Here is an 18,340-nt window from a genome sequence, read left to right as displayed (position 1 = left end):
CAAGCGATAATCATACCCGCTTTTACCTCAAAAGCACATCAACAAAGTAAAACAGTCCTGGCTTAGCCTGTTCACTTTTAGCCTGGCCCAGCCTGATTTCTCAGACATTTCCTGAAACAGAAAGCACCGTCAAACAATCCTTAAAGTCTCACTATTTCATGACATTAACAACTGGTACTACGGTTACCCAGCGCTGCAGTGACAGGTAATATCAGGTGGAAGGCTCTCGTTGATTACTTTCTGCGATTGATTAGTTGCACTGGACAAACCTGCTGTTTCAGACGAAACGAACCGGCTGCATCAGCAACATACTGACGCTGTGATATACTCACGCACTGCTGTTCGGACAGATTGCCGACACGTTGTCATTCACCAAGGAGATACACATGAGCGATGAAGATTTTGCAACTTCGCAGGAAGCCCGGAAATTAGCGGATGAAATCGCGGGGCTGAAGATGATGATCACCCTGATCCTGAAAGGTATGGGCCAGGCTGATGCTGGAAAAGTGATTATCAACATGGAACGCTATGTACAGACGCTGGGTGACAAGCCTCAGGCGGAAGTGTTCAGCAACACCATTAAGCAGATTAAAACTGCCTACCGTCAGTAATTCTTTTGCCCCCAGTGGCGGGGGCATATACGCTAACTGTGCGCCTGCCAGTTAACGGAAACGCCCAGCGTTGGCAGTACCTCTTCCGGACTGAAACGCCTTGTTCCCCGATACTTCTCTGCCAGCGCTGGCTGTTCCACCGGAATCCTGATCGCAAACAGATTATCTTCTGACAGAATAAGTCCCGGCGTAAGCGGTTCATACACCACCCCATGCTGTTCAAACATCTTTTCCAGCATCGGCGTTGCCGAACTAATGATGTACTCCATGCCATTGAGTTCTGCCATCTGCACCGCGTGCCAGAGAATATTCAGCGGCAGTTCGGCGTCGACCTCCAGCCGGGCCGAGAAGCGCGACATTTCCCACACTCTCTCATGGCTGAAAGGCAGCACAATGCCTTCGCTCTGCTCAGGTTCAAACCAGGGCATCAGACGTGCACAGCCGCTGATTCCTTCACGCGCATTCCATGCGATCAACCAGGTCACATCTGAACGATCATAGCGATCATATTCCTGTCCTGGCGTACTCAGACGGGGCGGTATTGACCACCCTTCGCCGCGCGCAAAGACGCTGTAACGGTAGCTGCCGAGTTCGGCAAGCAACGAGGATGGCATATCCTTTAATTGCGTTTGCACTATTTTCATCATGCGCCTCTGACATCCCCATTTTTACAATGATTTCTTTGCGCCAGCCTGACACAGTCCCGGCGCAGGGTAGACAACAGACCTGTACAAAGGAACTGCCAAATGTAGCAGTTGTTTTATGTTCAAATCAGTCCGATTGCTGCTGCGTAGCAGGCAATCTGCGTTTTATTGGAAACATTGAAACGCTTTTGCATATTTTTTTGGTGAAAATTAACGGTATGTTCAGAGATGGATAAAATAAGAGAAATTTCGACCGCCGTTTTTCCTTCACCCGTCCATTTCAGAATTTCCAGCTCACGCTGACTAAACTCTTTTTTCAGTACCATCATTGCATCATCGCTAAAGCGTTCCAGCGTATCCAGGCTTAGTTCCGCTAAAAGGTGCAGTTTTACTTCAAGCTCTTCGTGGCAGAGCTTGAGAGGAATGGGCTGTTGCGATGATATAGATAATATACCAAGCGCGCGATTTGGTGCCATTGCAGAGCAAGAAAATCCGCTCTGCAGCCCATACTCTCTTGCCTCACGCCACAGATTGCCGGCACCAGCGAACATTTCTTCTGTCCACATCAACCCTCTTCCCGGTCGCTGACACAGCGAGAGTACTGGATCGACAGCGTAATAATTCTGCTTCTCATAACGTTTAACCCATAATTTGGGATAGGTGCTATGCAGATGAATACGCGGCCGGCTAAAGGGCACCGGATGCTGAATCAAAAAAGCGAAATAATCGAAACCTAATGACTCAGTAAATTGTTGCAATAATGGCTTCAAATCAGAACATGCCATTAATGCCTGAAATTGTTGTTTCACCTCACTTCGCCAGGCGAAATAATTTTCAGTACTCATATTGCCTCAACGTTAATTTCACTCGCTCTTGCGGTAATATTCATTCGGATTCATCGGATAAATTAAATTAGCATAAGTCATTTAATTCATCGTCAGGGATGAACCCGTCGCCCTGCGGGGCCAATTAACCTTTCACCTTGTGAGCGGAGTGAAAAAGCTTGCTGGCAATGGTAATGTGAGGTCGATCACAGCAATTTCAATCACCCCATGAGAATAAGATTTTTCTGATAGGATTTCAATCCCCAATATCGGGCATCACTTTATCATTTGCCAGTAATTTCAGATAAAGATATTCAATAACGCGTCACATCGCTGAGTAAATAATGAGTAAACAATGTGTTAAATAGCGATTATAAGCGAGACGGCAGGCCTGGTTGACTGACATATTTTTCATCAGGAAATAAGCGCGGCTTAGTTATTGTCGCCTTAAGTCCAGGCACTGGCAGCCAGTTATGTGGCTGTTTTACTCATCTTCACGACAGATTCCCGGCTTCCGGCAGGTATTCAGCAGGTCATGATGGCACATCTACCTTCATTTTTTGCCTCTCTTCGTCAGGCCTGGCCATGCGCTGTTAATAAGAACATTCTGCTCATGCATTGCATGGCGATATTCTCTTCTGAACCCTTCCCATCACGGCAGGACTTTTCTGTTTATCTGCCCTCACTAAGCCCTGGCCGGGAAAATCAGCTTCACTCCTCTCCCGGTGTCAATAATGCTATAGCACAAAACACTATTTATAGCATCTGTACATCAATTACTGATTCTCTTTTAATCAATTAAATCACTTTATCGATAGCCATAAACCGGAACCACATAAAATAGATTTACGGAATAAAAATCGCCCATCACGCTTAAGAAAAATTCATATTAATACGATTATTCTTACAAGTAAGATCGTGAAAAAATTTCATTATAACGTGGAGCCTGTTAGCACCATCGATGCTGAAAAATCGCGCAATCCATTAATCCCGCAGGCGTAGATTTATTTTAAATAATGGACCTGAAAAAGGCGCTTTTTCGGCACCCTAATCTGTCGTCAGGCTAAATCCCGTGTGATTCGGGTTCTGCGATGAAAACTGGGTGGGTTTTGCAAACGCTGTCAGAACATTCCTTAACCAAACACGGTATTAATCCTGTCTGATGATTTATCGGCAGTACCCTGCTCCTCGCATACCCAGATGAAAATGTGAGGCATGTGCGGCATTGTAATCCGGGCCGAGCGCATTGCCGAACACCTCACAGCCGCCACGCCACAACGTATGTAACATCGCCGCCTTTTCTTCTGGCTGTTGCCAGTGACGACTGACCTCAAGCCGCTGACCATCAGCCAGCTGAAAGCCTGTGACATCCCACGCATCGGCGGTGGCATGCTCGCTAAGCCGCCCTTGTGTGCGGTGATAGATGTTACGACAGGCATAGCTGCCGACATGCGTAATTCGTACCAGCGGACTGTGCATATCCCTGGCGGTCTGTTCACGACTGTGAAGCGCATACATCGTACTGGCGACCGCCATAGGGCAACTGGCGAGAAAACTGCTGCTGAGGCTGATCGGACCGAATTTCTGGATCCTCAGCGGATGAGTAAGCGGGCATTTACCTGTTACGGCCGGACGCTCAGTGAAACTGACCCAACCCGCCTGTTGAGCACGACGCATCACGTCCAGACATTCGTCCGGATCGCTGGCCAGCCTTTTCATCTTAATCTGCGTCATCCAGCCCGGCGGGTCTGTGACAGAGAGCGGTGTAAACGGATTGAACTGCGGCGGCAGATGCTGCTTAAGCCAGGGTAAGCTGCCCCACCCCAGCGCGATTAACAGCAGAAACAGGATAAGCGTACGCATAGTCCCCTGTGCAGCATGATGATAAGCAAAAAAAAGTGTAGGGGCAAAAAACCCTTTACGCCGTCTGCCTGACATTACGTGATGAATCATTACTCAGACTGACGCAGTAATAACCAGAATGACCCGCTGCCACCGTCATTGCGCCTGACCGGTATCACATCAGGTAAAAAATTGTTACCGGCTTTGGGGTGACTTCCTCTATCTTATCCGACTTGCCCTCAGGCAGATGCCTTAACTAACAGCCAGCAGAGCTGACACAACATCAAGACAGGAAAGACAATTCTATGGTTGATCAATCTAAAGAAACCGCACGCACCCAGGATGCGCCTGATAAATTACAGCGCAACCTGCACAACCGTCACATCCAGCTAATCGCCATCGGTGGCGCTATCGGCACCGGCCTGTTTATGGGTTCCGGTAAAACCATCAGTCTGGCCGGTCCCTCGATCATTTTTGTCTACATGATTATCGGCTTTATGCTGTTCTTTGTGATGCGCGCCATGGGGGAGTTGCTGCTCTCCAACCTTGAGTACAAATCTTTTAGTGATTTTGCGGCTGACCTGCTTGGTCCGTGGGCGGGATATTTTACTGGCTGGACTTACTGGTTTTGTTGGGTGGTGACAGGCATCGCTGACGTGGTGGCCATCAGCGCCTATTTCCAGCTCTGGTTTCCGGGCTTCTCAATCTGGATGAGCGCTCTGCTCTGCGTAGTGGTTTTTCTGGCGCTGAACATTGCCACCGTCAAGCTGTTTGGCGAAATGGAGTTCTGGTTCGCAATCATTAAAATCGTCGCCATTGTGGCGCTGATCGTGACCGGGATTGTGCTGGTGTCTGTTCACTATCCTTCACCGGGTGGCGGCACGGCGGCACTGAGCAACATCTGGGATCACGGCGGGATGTTCCCGAAAGGTCTCAGCGGCTTCTTTGCCGGGTTTCAGATTGCGGTGTTTGCCTTCGTCGGTATTGAACTGGTGGGCACGGCAGCAGCTGAAACCCACGATCCGCATAAAGTCTTACCGCGTGCTATCAATGCGATTCCACTCAGGGTGATCATGTTCTACGTGCTGGCGCTGATGGTCATTATGGCGGTAACGCCGTGGACCCAGGTCATGGCCGATCGCAGTCCGTTTGTTGAGATGTTCGTCCTGATTGGTCTGCCCGCTGCGGCAAGTATCGTCAACTTTGTGGTGCTGACCTCTGCCGCCTCTTCAGCCAACAGCGGTATCTTCTCCACCAGCCGTATGCTCTATGGCCTGTCGCAGCAGGGTGTCGCCAGTCGCGCGTTTGGCCGGCTTTCCGCCCGCGCGGTCCCTACCACGGGTCTGTTTTTCTCCTGTCTCTGCCTGCTGATTGGCGTAGCGTTGATCTATTTGATCCCGGATGTCATGAAGGTCTTTACGCTGGTGACGACCGTCTCCGCCATCCTGTTTATGTTCGTCTGGACCATCATTCTGTGCAGCTACCTGGCCTACCGTAAAAAGCATCCGCAGCGCCATGCGGAGTCGGCCTTTAAGATGCCGCTCGGCAAATTCATGTGCTGGGTTTGCATGGCCTTCTTCGCCTTTGTGCTGGTGCTGCTGACGCTACAGGAAGATACGCGCCAGGCGCTGATGGTTACGCCACTCTGGTTTGCCCTGCTGGGTGTGGGCTGGATGCTGCGTAATCGTCGCAGCCGCTAATCGGTAACAGCATGGAAAAAGCCCGGTCATCTGACCGGGCTTTTTTACAGGCGCTCGCCAAGTGACGAGAAAATGGCGGATAAAGAGGGGCGTTCATAAGGTAAACGCTGTGGCCGTGCATCGGGATGCTGAGGCGAGCCCAGACCAAAGGTGAACGTATAGCTATCGCCTTCGCCCATACGAAGGTCGGCAATTGTCGTCTCTCCATCCTGCTCACGCAGGGCGTAAAAACCGTGGCTGAACCAGGCGACACGTTCTGCATACCAGCTGCCCCGAAAAGCGTCAAACAGCTCAGGATGCCGCGGATACCATGTCACCTGCAGGGGACGCGACGGCGAGAGCAGTGACCAGTAAGCTTCGCCGTAGCGTTCCGGCGTCATAATCACGCTGCGCCAGACCAGCGTATTAAACGCAGTGGGCGTTACCAGCACGTGATTAGCCGCAATCCCCTGTGTCGTCAGCGACGCCCGAATTTGCCAGCCTGCCACGCCCTGAATCACCACGCTCCAGACCAGATACAGTGTACTCAGCGTCAGTCCGACACGGTTACCGCGGATGCCTTTGTCACCGCGACGCCAGAGCGCAACGCCCAGCCCTGTCAGCAGTGGAAATGTATAAAGGGGATCAACGATATAAATACTGCCGATGGCATAGGGATAATCGGTGAGTGGCAGACCAAGCTGGGTACCATAAACCGTCATCAAATCAAGCAGCGGATGGGTAATCAGAGCCAGCCAGATCGCAGGCCACCATGCCAGCCACTTCACCCGCTGACGACACAGTGCTGCTACGAGCCAGGCAATCAGTGGCGATGCCAGCGTAAGCCAGAGCAACGCATGCGTTTCTGTGCGATGCAGCGTCATGTTGCGTATTGCATCGCCGTGGTCAATAAACACATCCAGATCGGGTAAGGTGCCGCAGACACCGCCCACCAGCGCGGCCTGCCAGATCGGCGCCCGTCGTCCCATCACGGCAACACTGACTGAGGCACCCAGTACGAACTGCGAAACAGAATCCATTAATTCACTCCGTTACCGAACGATGAATGTGGCCCGATTTAGCGTACGCGAATCCCTTCAATGATCATGCGCTGAACATTATCAACAGCCTGGTCGAAAAACGCCGGATCGCTGAGTGTCTGACCGGTGACAGCCTCAACCTGGGTAGCAAAATCGGCGTAATGCTGTGTGGTGGCCCATAGCATAAAGATCAGATGCTGCGGCTGAACGCCTGCCAGCCGTCCCTCATCAATCCAGCGTTCAATAATGGCCGCCTTGTCATCCACCAGTTGCTTGAGATCGCCCGCCAGCTCACCTTTCAGCAGCGGTGCGCCCTGCAGCATCTCCAGACAGAACAGCCGCGAAGCCTGAGGATGATCGCGCGACACTTCCAGCTTCAGCCGGATGTAGCGCCGAATAGCGACGAGCGGATCCTGATCGTGGGCCAGGGCACGCAACGGCGCCAGCCAGACATCCAGAATCTGCTTAAGCACCGCCACATAAAGCACTTCTTTTGAGGGAAAATAGTAGAGCAGATTGGTTTTAGAGACATCGGCCAGCTCAGCCACCTTATCAAGGCTGGTGCCGTGAATGCCAAACTGTGAAAAGAATGTTAACGCCGCTTCCAGTATAGCGGCCCGCTTCGCTGCAACCGCACGCGATCGACGCGTTGGTTTTTTTTCATCGGTATTCACAGGTTTACCTCATCCATCTGGTGTCAGCGCATCATAGCAAAGGGATTCATTGCTGCCCAATCCACGACCTGCACCTTTTTTGCCCAGGTTGCATGTAAAACGTGCAGCGAATTTTGACCAGATGGTCCGAAATGGACCAGTGACTCCACTTACCTCTTTCGGGTTAAATTTAACTCATTGTTATTTAAAACAATAAAAAATGTGGCACACAGTTTGCAGAATTGTGACTGAGCGCAGCCCACAAGGACGTAGCAGGATGCAGTGCAGCGCGTGAAATACCTTTCCCCCATCGCAACGAGGTTTCACATGAAGATAGGCGTCTTTATTCCGATTGGTAACAATGGCTGGCTGATTTCATCCAATGCGCCGCAGTACATGCCAACGTTTGAACTGAACAAAGCCATTGTGCTGAAAGCAGAGCATTACCATTTCGACTTTGCGCTCTCGATGATCAAACTGCGCGGCTTTGGCGGTAAAACAGAATTCTGGGATCATAACCTGGAGTCATTCACGCTGATGGCAGGCCTGGCTGCTGTCACGTCACGTATTGAGATCTATGCCACTGCGGCCACCCTGACGCTGCCTCCGGCCATTGTGGCGCGCATGGCGTCCACCATTGATTCCATTTCAGGCGGTCGTTTCGGTGTCAACCTGGTAACCGGCTGGCAGAAACCAGAATATGAACAAATGGGAATGTGGCCTGGCGATGAGTACTTCGGCAGCCGTTATTCTTATCTGACCGAGTACGTTACCGTGCTGCGTGACCTGTGGGGCACCGGAAAATCGGACTTTAAAGGTGAGTTCTTCACCATGAACGACTGCCGCGTCAGTCCGCAGCCACAGCGCCCGATGAAAGTTATCTGCGCCGGACAGAGCGATGCCGGCATGGCCTTCTCTGCTCAGCACGCCGATTACAACTTCTGCTTCGGCAAAGGTGTGAACACCCCTTCTGCATTCAGCTCGACCTCGATTCGCATGAAGCAGGCCGCTGAAAAAGCGGGTCGCGATGTCGGCTCCTATGTACTGTTTATGATCATTGCTGCCGAAACAGACGAAGAAGCGCGGGCTAAGTGGGAACACTACAAAGCGGGAGCGGATGAAGAGGCGCTTTCATGGCTTACCACCCAGAGTCAGCAGGACACCAAATCGGGCAGTGACACCAATGTACGTCAGATGGCGGATCCGACCTCAGCGGTCAATATCAATATGGGCACCCTGGTCGGTTCATACGCAAACGTAGCGCGGATGCTGGATGAAGTGGCGCAGGTAGAAGGCACGCACGGCGTGCTGCTGACCTTTGATGATTTCCTGGAAGGTATCGAAAACTTCGGTCAGCACATTCAGCCACTGATGACCTGTCGCAGCGCCCTGCTTGATGCACAGCAGGAGGTGGCATGATGAGTACCGTTTATTGCGCCCATACTCAGGCGCTTCATCAGGTCGAACTGCCTGCCCGTCCAGAGCCGATCGCCTTTCCGCCAGGTCAGACAGCACTGATTGTCGTAGATATGCAGAATGCCTACGCCACTGAAGGAGGCTACCTCGATCTGGCCGGATTCGATGTGTCTGCCACGAAACCGGTGATTGCGAAAATTCATCAGGCGGTGACCGCGGCCCGTGCCGCTGGCGTTCAAATCATCTGGTTCCAGAACGGCTGGGACAGTGACTATGTTGAAGCGGGTGATGCCGGTTCCCCTAACTTCCACAAATCGAATGCGCTAAAAACCATGCGCAAACGGCCTGAACTGCAGGGCACGCTGCTGTCGAAGGGCGGCTGGGATTACGCGCTGGTGGATGAACTGGTGCCGCAGCCGGGTGACATTGTGCTGCCAAAATCGCGCTACAGCGGTTTCTATAACACCTCACTGGACAGCACGCTGCGCAGTCGCGGGATCCGGCATCTGATTTTCACCGGCATCGCCACCAACGTCTGTGTCGAATCGACACTACGCGACGGCTTCTTCCTGGAATATTTCGGTGTGGTGCTGGAAGACGCCACCTACCAGGCGGGTCCGCCCTTTGCACAGCAGGCGGCCCTGTTCAATATCGAAACCTTTTTTGGCTGGGTATCGGATGTCGATACCTTCTGCGAAAGCCTGAATACCCGCTAATCCACTAAAAGGACGTCACTATGCCGAAAAGTATCATTGTTCCGCCAGGCACCACCACACCTATCGCCCCGTTTGTCCCCGGCACGCTGGCGGATGGCGTGGTCTATGTCTCAGGTACGTTGCCGTTTGATGGTGACAACAATGTCGTCCATGTGGGTGACGCCGCCGCGCAGACCCGCCACGTGCTGGACACGATTAAAAAGGTGATTGAGACCGCCGGTGGCAGCATGGCTGATGTGACTTTTAACTCGATCTTCATCACCGACTGGTCGAATTACGCCGCGGTGAATGAGGTTTACGCCGAATACTTCCCGGGTGAAAAACCGGCACGTTTCTGCATTCAGTGCGGACTGGTCAAGCCTGACGCGCTGATTGAAATCGCCAGCGTGGCGCACATCGGCAAACCGGAGGTCTGATGCAGCTGGATTTTCTGGGTCTGCAAAACCCTGAGGCACCGACGCTGGTGCTCTCTTCGGGTCTGGGCGGGGTGGCGGGTTTCTGGCAGCCACAGCTGGCGGCACTGACCGCACGCTATCGGGTCGTGCTCTATGACCAGCGCGGGACCGGTCGCAGCGCGGAGAGTTTACCGGAAGGTTACAGCATGGCGATGATGGCCGCAGAGCTGGCCGAGGCGCTGGCGCAGCACGGCATCCTGCGCTTCAGCCTGATCGGTCACGCGCTGGGCGGTCTGGTGGGGATGCAGCTGGCGCTGGATTATCCGGATCGGATTGAAAGGATCGTGGTAATTAACGGCTGGCTGACACTGCATCCGCATACCCGCCGCTGCTTCCAGGTACGGCAGGATCTGCTGCTCAATGTCGGCGTCGAGGCTTTTGTTCGTGCTCAGCCGCTGTTTCTCTATCCTGCGGAGTGGATGGCAGAGCATCAGACGCGGCTGGAGCAGGAGGATAGCCATCACATCACCCATTTTCAGGGGATGGAAAACCTGATGCGTCGGCTGCACGCCCTGATGAGCGCCGATTTCAGCGTACGGGCCGCCGCCATTCCGCAGCCGGTGCTGGTGATTGCCAGCCAGGACGATCTGCTGGTGCCGTGGAGCTGCTCAACCGAGCTGGCCGCGACGCTGCCGAATGCCACTGAACAGATGATGGCCTGGGGCGGCCACGCCATGAGCGTCACCGACCCTGAAAAATTTAATGCCCTGCTGCTGCAGTGGCTGGATCAGACTGATGACGTGCAGCCGCTGCAGCGCGTCGCAGGATAACCCTTTCGCGGAGAACACTATGAGCCTGGAAACCCTTACCCCAGCCGTTGAGAAAACTGAGTTTCGTAATGCGATGTCGCGGCTGGGTGCTGCGGTCAACATCATTACCACTGAAGGACCGGCTGGCCGCGCAGGCTTTACCGCTTCTGCTGTGTGCAGCGTCACTGATTCGCCACCGACGCTGCTGGTCTGCCTGAATCGCTCTGCCTCGGTTTACTCTGTATTCCGCGAAAACATGCAGCTCTGCGTCAACACGCTGGCTGCAGGACACGAAACGCTTTCCAATCTTTTCGGCGGAAAAACGCCAATGGCTGATCGTTTCATTGCGGCTGAGTGGTCAACGGCCGTGACCGGATCGCCGGTACTGAGCGGCGCGGTGGCCTCCTTTGACTGTCGTATCACGCAGATTGTCAGCGTCGGTACGCATGACACGCTGTTCTGTGAAGTCGTGGGCCTGGTTCGTAACGATGATACCCACGGCCTGGCATGGTTTGACCGGGGATATCATCCCCTGATGCGGCAGGATGCCTGTTAACACTTCCCTGTAACCCACCGGCATTCATCACGCTCTGGAGTAGACGATGGCACGATCCTGGTTTCCGCAATGGCAAAAGAAGTCGGCACTAACAGAAAACGGTATTATCGCCCCGGATGAGACACTCCCTCTGGGACAAACGCTGGTGCTGGGTTTACAGCATGCGGTGGCGATGTTTGGCGCAACGGTGCTGATGCCGCTGCTGATGGGGCTGGATCCCAATCTGGCGATTCTGGTCTCGGGTATTGGCACGCTGCTGTTCTTCTTTATTACCGGCGGTCGGGTACCCAGTTATCTTGGGTCAAGCGCCGCCTTTGTTGGCGTGGTGATTGCGGTAACCGGCTTCAGTGGTCAGGGACTGAATCCAAATCTCAGCGTGGCGCTGGGCGGTGTCATCGCCTGTGGCGTTCTTTACACGCTGATTGGGCTGGTGGTAATGAAGTCAGGCACGCGCTGGATCGAAAACCTGATGCCGCCGGTAGTGACAGGCGCGGTGGTGATGGCGATCGGGCTGAATCTGGCTCCAATCGCGGTTCACAGCGTCTCTGCCTCTTCATTCGACAGCTGGGTCGCGGTGATGACCGTGCTCTGTATCGGTCTGGTGGCGGTGTTTACCCACGGGATGATTCAGCGTCTGCTGATTCTGGTCGGCCTGATTCTGGCGTGGGCGATCTATGCGATTCTGACCAACGGTCTCGGACTGGGCAAACCGGTCGATTTTACGATGCTGTCACAGGCTGCCTGGTTTGGCCTGCCGCACACCACCGCACCCACTTTTGATCTGCAGGCGATGGTGCTGATTGCGCCGGTGGCGATCATTCTGGTGGCTGAAAACCTCGGGCATCTGAAAGCGGTGGCGGGCATGACCGGCCGTAACCTCGATCCTTACATGGGACGTGCTTTTGTCGGGGATGGACTGGCCACCATGCTCTCTGGTTCGATCGGCGGAAGTGGCGTGACGACCTATGCCGAGAATATTGGCGTGATGGCCGTGACTAAAGTCTACTCCACGCTGGCATTTGTTGCGGCGGCCATCATCGCTATCCTCGCCGGTTTCTCGCCGAAGTTTGGTGCGCTGATCCACACCATTCCGGCCCCGGTAATTGGCGGCGCATCCATTGTGGTGTTCGGACTGATTGCGGTGGCAGGCGCACGCATCTGGGTGCAGAACCATGTTGATTTAGGTCAGAACAGCAACCTGATTATGGTCGCTACCACGCTGGTTCTTGGTGCAGGGGATTTCGCGCTGAAAATCGGGTCTTTCACACTTGGTGGAATCGGTACCGCCACGTTTGGCGCGATTATCCTGAATGCCATTCTGCGACGCCGCAGTGGGGCATCGCAGGAAAAGCCGCTTGCGCGGCAGCAGGGTTAACTACTCCAGCGGTGTGGCTACAGGCTGCACCGCTTTTTTTCGTTTCAGCCGCAGTTCACTGACGATCACCCCGCAGACGATCAGCGCCCCACCCAGCAACGCCAGAGCAGGCAGACGCTCACCCGCAATACGTCCTACTACACCAGCCCATACTGGCTCTCCGGCATAAATTACCGTGGCACGGGTTGGCGAAACGCTGCGTTGCGCCCAGTTCATGGTGACCTGAATCAGCGCACTGGCCGCACCCAGTCCCAGAGCACTGAGCAGCAGTGGTGTTGATATTGCGGGCACCGTCTCGCCATTGGGGACCATCAAAACAAAGGCAGACACAGACGCCACCGCCAGCTGGATCAACGTCACGCGGCGCACATCGACCTTGCCGGCATAACGACTGATCAGAATGATCTCGGCGGCAATTGCCAGCGTGCTGAGCAGCGTCGCTATTTCACCGGCATTCAGGCTAATACGGCCATCCTGCGGCCCGGCCACCAGCAGTAATCCGGTAAACGCCAGCACAATCCCCAGCCATGACATGATGCCCGGCGGACGGCGTAAAAACAGCCACTGTAGCAACGGCACCACCGGAACATAAAGTGCGGTAAGGAAAGCAGATTGACTGCTGGAGATGGTCTGCATTCCCCAGGTCTGCAGGCCATAGCCACCGGCGATCGACAGGCCTATCAGCGTGCCCGCTTTCACCTCCAGCCAGGTCATGCCCACCAGATACCGCCGGAAAAAAAAGGCCAGCAGTAGCGCGGCGGTGGCAAAACGCAGGCCAACAAAGAAGAATGGACCAGAGTGCTGCATCGCCCGATGCACCACCAGAAAGGTGCCGCCCCAGATCATGGTGATAAAAAGTAATACCAGCTCCTGCCGCGTCAGGCGCAGGGTTAAACCGCGGGGTGTGTCCGACATAATTCACCTGATGATGTGTCCGGACGATATTGTGGGGAGAGCGAGGAGGAAAAGCAACGACGTTCACCGCCGGTAAGCGCCGGCGGTGAACGTCAGGTTATGCGTCCGCTTTTTTAGGGCTGCTGCGTCCCCCTTTCTCACCGGCGCGTGCTGCGCGCTGCGGATCATTTTTAAAATTACCGCCGCTGTTTTTTCCGCCTTTACGTCCCGCTTCAGCGGCACGCTCACGGTTTTCAGCAAAATTTCCTGAACCTCCACGATGTGCTGTCATGATTTGCTCCTTTCGCGTAGTGCGATTAATAAAGAACTAAAAGTAGAAGGCTGAATTCCGAAACCAGCCCATGCTTAAATAATAGCCAGACTCTGCATAAACTCATCCAGCAGTCACATTTCGCAACAGAGTAATCACCAGTAATTTGCTTAAAGAACGAACATTACGCCGGTTTATCACCGATTATCTGCAGGATTATTGCCCGATTCATTCGCCACGATGTCTGTATCGCCTGCGTAAAACAAAAGCTCTTCTATACTTTTTCTGGACGTCAAAACCACCTGGAGAGATTTATGGCCAAGATTCTGGTGCTCTACTACTCGATGTACGGACATATTGAAACAATGGCGAACGCAGTTGCAGAAGGCGCTCGTCGGGTTCCCGGCGCGGAAGTGGATATCCTGCGGGTACCAGAAACAATGGAGGCCGATCGCTTTGCACAGGTGGGCGGCAAAACCAATCAGCAGGCTGCAGAAGCTTCGCCTGAGATGCTGCCGCACTATGACGCAATTATCGTCGGTACCCCGACCCGCTTTGGCAACATGGCCGGGCAGATGCGGACGTTCTGGGATCGCACTGGCGGTCTCTGGGCATCGGGTGCACTGTTTGGCAAGGTTGCCAGTGTCTTTACCTCAACCGGGACTGGCGGCGGTCAGGAACAGACTATTACGTCAGTCTGGACCACTCTGGCCCATCACGGCATGGTCATCGTTCCTATCGGCTACGGAACCAAAGAGCTGTTTGATATTTCTCAGGTTCGTGGTGGCACACCCTATGGTGCGACCACGCTGGCGGGCGGCGATGGCTCGCGTCAGCCTACAGAGGCGGAACTCAATATTGCCCGTTTTCAGGGTGAACATGTTGCCGGACTGACTGTGAAACTGCAGGACTGATTTAATCAAGGAGAAAAGTATGTCTACTGAACAATCGAAAGCACATCACGTTGGCGAATGGGCAAGTTTGCGTCATACCTCCCCTGAAATTGCCGAGGCCATTTTCGAAGTGGCGAATTACGATGAAAGACTGGCAGAAGAGATCTGGCGTCAGCAAGGCAGCGACGATGTGCTCATTCGCGCCTTTGAAAAGACCGATAAAGATCTCCTGACCTGGGATGATAAGCCCGTAGAACGTAAGAACGTCTGATTCAGGGGCGGGAATTTCCCGCCCTCACTTTTTTAGCTCACCAAGGAGTACGTTATGTCTTCCTATCAAAGCATTAATCCCGCAAACAATGAATTGCTGAAAAGCTGGCCTTCACATGATGAATCGGCTGTCAGCCATGCGCTGGACGTGGCCGATCGTCTTTTCCACTCGTCATGGAGCAAAGGTGAAATTCAGCCACGTCTGCAGGTATTGAAAAAACTGGCTGACCTGATTGATAGCCGCGCGGAAGAGCTGGCAACCATCGCCAGTAAAGAGATGGGTAAGCTGATTGGTCAGAGTCGTGGCGAAGTGAAAATCTGTTCACAGATTGCCCGCTACTACGCAGAGCATGCCGAACGTATTCTGCAGCCGCAGGCCTATCCCAGCGAGCTGGGCGAGGCCTGGGTTGAGTATCACCCGATTGGCGTGTTAGTTGCCGTCGAGCCGTGGAACTTCCCTTACTATCAGCTGATGCGCGTACTGGCACCTAATCTGGCGCTGGGCAACCCTGTGCTGGCGAAACATGCCAATATTGTGCCGCATTGTGCCGATGTGTTTGAAAAACTGGTTCGTGAAGCGGGTGCGCCTGAAGGGGCCTGGACTAACCTGTTTATATCAAACGAGCAGGTTGCCGATCTGATTGCTGACGATCGCGTGCAGGGTGTTGCCCTGACCGGTTCAGAGCGCGCAGGAAGCGCCGTTGCTGAGCAGGCTGGTAAGTATCTTAAGAAATCGACGCTGGAACTGGGCGGCAATGATGTGTTTGTGGTGCTGGATGATGCGGATCTTGACGAAGCCGTGCGTCAGGGCGTGCAGGCACGTCTCAGCAATTGCGGTCAGGTTTGTACTGCCGCAAAACGCTTTATTTTGCATGAGAAAATTGCCGATCGCTTTATCAGCCAGTTCAGTGCTGCGCTGAGTTCTGCAACGCTGGGCGATCCGCTGGATGAGAAAACCACACTTGGCCCGCTCTCTTCTGCTGATGCACGTGACCGCCTGGTGAAACAGGTCGATGAAGCGGTCGCTAATGGCGCAACACTGGTGACAGGCGGTAAAGCGGCAGAGGGCGCGGGTTGCTTCTATCAGCCAACCATTCTCACTGGCATCACCCCGGATAATCCTGCTTATTATCAGGAGTTCTTCGGTCCTGTGGCACAGGTTTATGTCGTCGGCGACGATAATGCGGCTGTGGCGCTGGCAAACGACTCGCACTACGGTCTGGGTGGCTCAGTCTGGACGCGGGATACGGCTCGCGGTCGTAAACTGGCTTCCGCCATTGAAACCGGGATGGTGTTTATCAACTCACAGAGCGACACCTCAGCGGAACTGCCTTTTGGTGGTGTGAAACGTTCAGGCTATGGCCGTGAACTCTCTGATCTGGGTATCAAAGAGTTTGCTAACCAGAAACTGGTCGTTGTGGCGGGTTAATCGCCCTGCAGCCATAAAAAAACCCCGTTTCGACGGGGTTTTTTATTATGGGTCGCTACAGCGCAATTACTGCGTTGCCGCTGACTTTGATTCGTCGTTGTGCACTGTGGCAGGCTTATTCGCAGCGTTAGCCTGGTCAGCTTTCGCGTCACTGGCTGAGGCTGCTTTGTCTTCCTTCGCTTTCTCAGCAGCGGCTTTATCCGCTTTAGCCTTCTCAGATGCTTCTTTATCCGCTTTTGCTTTCTCAGCAGCCGCTTTATCTGCTTCAGACTTCTCAGCGGCAGCTTTGTCGGCTTCAGCTTTCGCTTTGGCTGCGGTCGCTTTATCCGCTTCAGCTTTATCAGCAGCAGCGTCATTCGTCGCTGCGGCTTTTGCGCTGTCGTCGTCAGACTGTGCTGCAGGTTGTGGTGCCGCCGCAGGTTGCATTGGCGTGCCCTGCAGCGCAGCATTCAGCGCCTGAGCGAACTGATCCCAGCTGCAATAGCCGTTTGCATCCGTCTCACAACCCGCCAGTTGCAGCGTAACGCGCTTCGGTGGGTTTTTCAGATTCAGCACGTCAGCGTTGCGCAGCTGATCGGCCGTCTGATAGACATACTCGACTTTGAGCAGGTCTTTATCCGTTTTCGCATCATGCCAGCGTTCGAAAACAACCTGGCCGCCAATCGGCGTTTTTTCGTAAGTATCAGGCAGCTCATAAGGTTTGACCTGCAACGCGCTCAGCAGCGAGGCGATATTCGAGTCATGACCCACCATCAGCGTGATTTTCGGCGCGTTGGCTTTGTCCTGATCCACTAACTGACTGCGGATGTAATCCACCAGTGGGGCCGCCACTTCACGGGAAACGTCCGGGCTGGTGAACAGGGCGTCCTGATAACCATTTTTAATGGCTGACAGCTCTTTCCACTGTTCAGGCGTCTTGATCTGGCCCCATGCAACCTGATCCAGCGGGAATCCTTCATAATACTGCAGCGTAAACGCATCCATCAGGGAGTTACCCACTTTCAGCGGGCCACTGACAGTTGGCTCTTTACCGTTTTCAGCGCTGAAGGTGTTCTGGCCGCTGCTGAGATCGCACTGCTTTTTATTGTTGCAGGCAGGCGATGCTTTATAGTCGACAATCTTTTCCAGGCGCTGGAAAGCAGGTTTCAGCGACAGTTTTTCATTTGCTGCGGTCATCGCGGCCAGTGCTTTCTTATTGAAAGCATCGCTGCCATCGGTGATGACCGGATTAAAGATAGGATCCATGGAGCCCATTTCATCCTGGTGTGTGACCGCGACGTCACAGCCTGGGAAGGCACCATTAACAAAGAACTGAGCCGTCGCAACGGTGCGTTGCAGGCTGTTAGCGTAGACAAAGACGTTATTACTGTCAGGACAGCTGCCGTTCTTCACCAGGCCCTGCTGTGCCAGCCACTGACGGGTGTAATTACCCATGTAGACTTCCAGCACGCCACCTTTGGTGGTCAGCTGTCCGCCGGGAACATCCCACTGCGGCCAGCTTTTTTTGGTGGACTGTTCCAGCACGCTGCCATTATCGGCCAGTGGCGCACGCAGATTGTGACGACTCAACATCAGCACCTGTTGCAGCTGCATGTCACCCTCAGCAGCAAATGCTACCGTTCCGACCGGCAATGCAGCGAGCACTGACAATGCGCAAAGACTCAGTTTCTTGATCATTGTGCCTATTCCATTTATTCAGTAAAGAAACACTCTGGCTATCAACCGATTAGCTCGCCTCAGAGCGAAGTAATCAACAGTGTAACTCAGCTCGCCTCGGAAAAGCGCCAGATGTTTGCAAAAACAGTGAGTGGACTATAGCAGAGATGCATCGAACAGATGAATGCGCAGCCGCGCGTCAGCAGCAGAGACGTGGTTTTTCGGACTGGAGGAAGAAGCTGGAAAGTCAGAAACGAAACAGGCCAGCACGGAGTGCTGGCCTGTAAAATGTGGCGGAGGAGGAGAGATTCGAACTCTCGGATGGTTTCCCATCGGCGGTTTTCAAGACCGCTGCCTTAAGCCGCTC

Annotated in this window: 20 protein-coding genes; 12 read left to right on the top strand and 8 right to left on the bottom strand. The window is 53.8% G+C overall.

Features of this window, described 5'->3' with window-relative positions; translation table 11 throughout:
* The first annotated feature begins 386 nt into the window (after positions 1 to 386).
* Positions 387 to 611: a DUF2594 family protein gene (locus Q7C21_RS15255; protein ID WP_003849983.1), complete on the top strand. Its 225-nt coding sequence runs from the start codon at positions 387 to 389 to the stop codon at positions 609 to 611.
* Positions 612 to 643: 32 nt separating this feature from the next.
* Here Q7C21_RS15255 and Q7C21_RS15250 read toward each other — a convergent pair whose 3' ends face one another.
* Together Q7C21_RS15250 and sdiA are read right to left on the bottom strand one after the other, a co-directional pair.
* Positions 644 to 1,255: an acyl-homoserine-lactone synthase gene (locus Q7C21_RS15250; protein ID WP_003849985.1), complete on the bottom strand. Its 612-nt coding sequence runs from the start codon at positions 1,253 to 1,255 to the stop codon at positions 644 to 646.
* Between the two features lie 122 nt (positions 1,256 to 1,377).
* Positions 1,378 to 2,100: a transcriptional regulator SdiA gene (gene sdiA / locus Q7C21_RS15245; protein WP_003849987.1), complete on the bottom strand. Its 723-nt coding sequence runs from the start codon at positions 2,098 to 2,100 to the stop codon at positions 1,378 to 1,380.
* Between the two features lie 454 nt (positions 2,101 to 2,554).
* Between sdiA and Q7C21_RS15240 the strand changes: the two genes are divergently transcribed.
* Positions 2,555 to 2,881, top strand: coding sequence for a hypothetical protein (locus Q7C21_RS15240; RefSeq protein WP_140915863.1), 327 nt, complete (start codon positions 2,555 to 2,557; stop codon positions 2,879 to 2,881).
* A 365-nt stretch (positions 2,882 to 3,246) separates the two neighbouring features.
* Here the strand turns inward: Q7C21_RS15240 and Q7C21_RS15235 are convergent, their stop codons facing one another.
* Entirely contained in the window at positions 3,247 to 3,942 is a 696-nt protein-coding gene (locus Q7C21_RS15235; protein WP_105099332.1) for an extensin family protein, read from the bottom strand.
* Positions 3,943 to 4,226: 284 nt separating this feature from the next.
* Here Q7C21_RS15235 and cycA point away from each other — a divergent pair, with 284 nt between their 5' ends.
* Entirely contained in the window at positions 4,227 to 5,621 is a 1,395-nt protein-coding gene (cycA, locus tag Q7C21_RS15230; protein WP_003849989.1) for a D-serine/D-alanine/glycine transporter, read from the top strand.
* Between the two features lie 44 nt (positions 5,622 to 5,665).
* Here cycA and Q7C21_RS15225 read toward each other — a convergent pair whose 3' ends face one another.
* Both Q7C21_RS15225 and rutR read right to left on the bottom strand, forming a co-directional pair.
* Complete coding sequence (locus Q7C21_RS15225; protein ID WP_003849990.1) at positions 5,666 to 6,640, bottom strand: metal-dependent hydrolase; 975 nt, start codon at positions 6,638 to 6,640, stop codon at positions 5,666 to 5,668.
* A 38-nt stretch (positions 6,641 to 6,678) separates the two neighbouring features.
* Positions 6,679 to 7,314, bottom strand: coding sequence for an HTH-type transcriptional regulator RutR (rutR, locus tag Q7C21_RS15220; protein WP_003849991.1), 636 nt, complete (start codon positions 7,312 to 7,314; stop codon positions 6,679 to 6,681).
* Positions 7,315 to 7,620: 306 nt separating this feature from the next.
* Between rutR and rutA the strand changes: the two genes are divergently transcribed.
* The 6 genes from rutA to rutG are packed head-to-tail and all read left to right on the top strand — an operon-like array spanning position 7,621 to position 12,560.
* Positions 7,621 to 8,712, top strand: coding sequence for a pyrimidine utilization protein A (gene rutA, locus Q7C21_RS15215; RefSeq protein WP_003849992.1), 1,092 nt, complete (start codon positions 7,621 to 7,623; stop codon positions 8,710 to 8,712).
* A complete protein-coding gene (gene rutB / locus Q7C21_RS15210) occupies positions 8,712 to 9,425 on the top strand; it encodes a pyrimidine utilization protein B (protein WP_033761869.1) in 714 nt (237 codons plus the stop codon). Before rutA ends, rutB begins: the two co-directional genes overlap by 1 nt.
* Before the next feature lie 20 nt (positions 9,426 to 9,445).
* Positions 9,446 to 9,841, top strand: coding sequence for a pyrimidine utilization protein C (gene rutC / locus Q7C21_RS15205; protein ID WP_003849994.1), 396 nt, complete (start codon positions 9,446 to 9,448; stop codon positions 9,839 to 9,841).
* A complete protein-coding gene (gene rutD / locus Q7C21_RS15200; protein ID WP_003849995.1) occupies positions 9,841 to 10,650 on the top strand; it encodes a pyrimidine utilization protein D in 810 nt (269 codons plus the stop codon). The genes rutC and rutD overlap by 1 nt, the downstream gene beginning before the upstream one ends.
* A 19-nt stretch (positions 10,651 to 10,669) precedes the next feature.
* On the top strand, positions 10,670 to 11,185 hold the full coding sequence (rutF, locus tag Q7C21_RS15195; protein ID WP_003849996.1) for an NADH-dependent FMN reductase RutF: 516 nt from the start codon (positions 10,670 to 10,672) through the stop codon (positions 11,183 to 11,185).
* A 46-nt stretch (positions 11,186 to 11,231) separates the two neighbouring features.
* A complete protein-coding gene (gene rutG / locus Q7C21_RS15190; protein WP_008925887.1) occupies positions 11,232 to 12,560 on the top strand; it encodes a pyrimidine utilization transport protein G in 1,329 nt (442 codons plus the stop codon).
* Here the strand turns inward: rutG and Q7C21_RS15185 are convergent, their stop codons facing one another.
* Entirely contained in the window at positions 12,561 to 13,475 is a 915-nt protein-coding gene (locus Q7C21_RS15185) for a DMT family transporter (protein ID WP_003850000.1), read from the bottom strand.
* Positions 13,476 to 13,572: 97 nt separating this feature from the next.
* Positions 13,573 to 13,746 (bottom strand): general stress protein, encoded by a 174-nt coding sequence (locus Q7C21_RS15180; protein WP_003850002.1) that lies wholly within the window; start codon positions 13,744 to 13,746, stop codon positions 13,573 to 13,575.
* 293 nt (positions 13,747 to 14,039) lie between these two features.
* Between Q7C21_RS15180 and wrbA the strand changes: the two genes are divergently transcribed.
* From wrbA to Q7C21_RS15165, 3 genes are read left to right on the top strand one after another with little or no spacing between them, the layout of a single operon-like run.
* Positions 14,040 to 14,639 carry an NAD(P)H:quinone oxidoreductase gene (gene wrbA, locus Q7C21_RS15175; protein ID WP_003850004.1) on the top strand — a complete coding sequence of 200 codons (600 nt, stop codon included), beginning with the start codon at positions 14,040 to 14,042 and terminating at the stop codon, positions 14,637 to 14,639.
* A 19-nt stretch (positions 14,640 to 14,658) separates the two neighbouring features.
* Positions 14,659 to 14,889, top strand: a complete 231-nt coding sequence (locus Q7C21_RS15170; protein ID WP_003850006.1) for a YccJ family protein — start codon at positions 14,659 to 14,661, stop codon at positions 14,887 to 14,889.
* A 54-nt stretch (positions 14,890 to 14,943) separates the two neighbouring features.
* Positions 14,944 to 16,317, top strand: coding sequence for an NAD-dependent succinate-semialdehyde dehydrogenase (locus Q7C21_RS15165; protein ID WP_008925885.1), 1,374 nt, complete (start codon positions 14,944 to 14,946; stop codon positions 16,315 to 16,317).
* A gap of 66 nt (positions 16,318 to 16,383) precedes the next feature.
* Here the strand turns inward: Q7C21_RS15165 and agp are convergent, their stop codons facing one another.
* Positions 16,384 to 17,994, bottom strand: a complete 1,611-nt coding sequence (gene agp / locus Q7C21_RS15160) for a bifunctional glucose-1-phosphatase/inositol phosphatase (protein WP_140033549.1) — start codon at positions 17,992 to 17,994, stop codon at positions 16,384 to 16,386.
* Positions 17,995 to 18,340: the final 346 nt, after the last annotated feature.

Origin of the sequence: Pantoea sp. ANP04, assembly GCF_041982285.1 — a bacterium.
In the GTDB taxonomy this organism is placed as follows: domain Bacteria; phylum Pseudomonadota; class Gammaproteobacteria; order Enterobacterales; family Enterobacteriaceae; genus Pantoea; species Pantoea eucalypti.
This window is presented reverse-complemented; position numbering and strand designations above follow the sequence as displayed.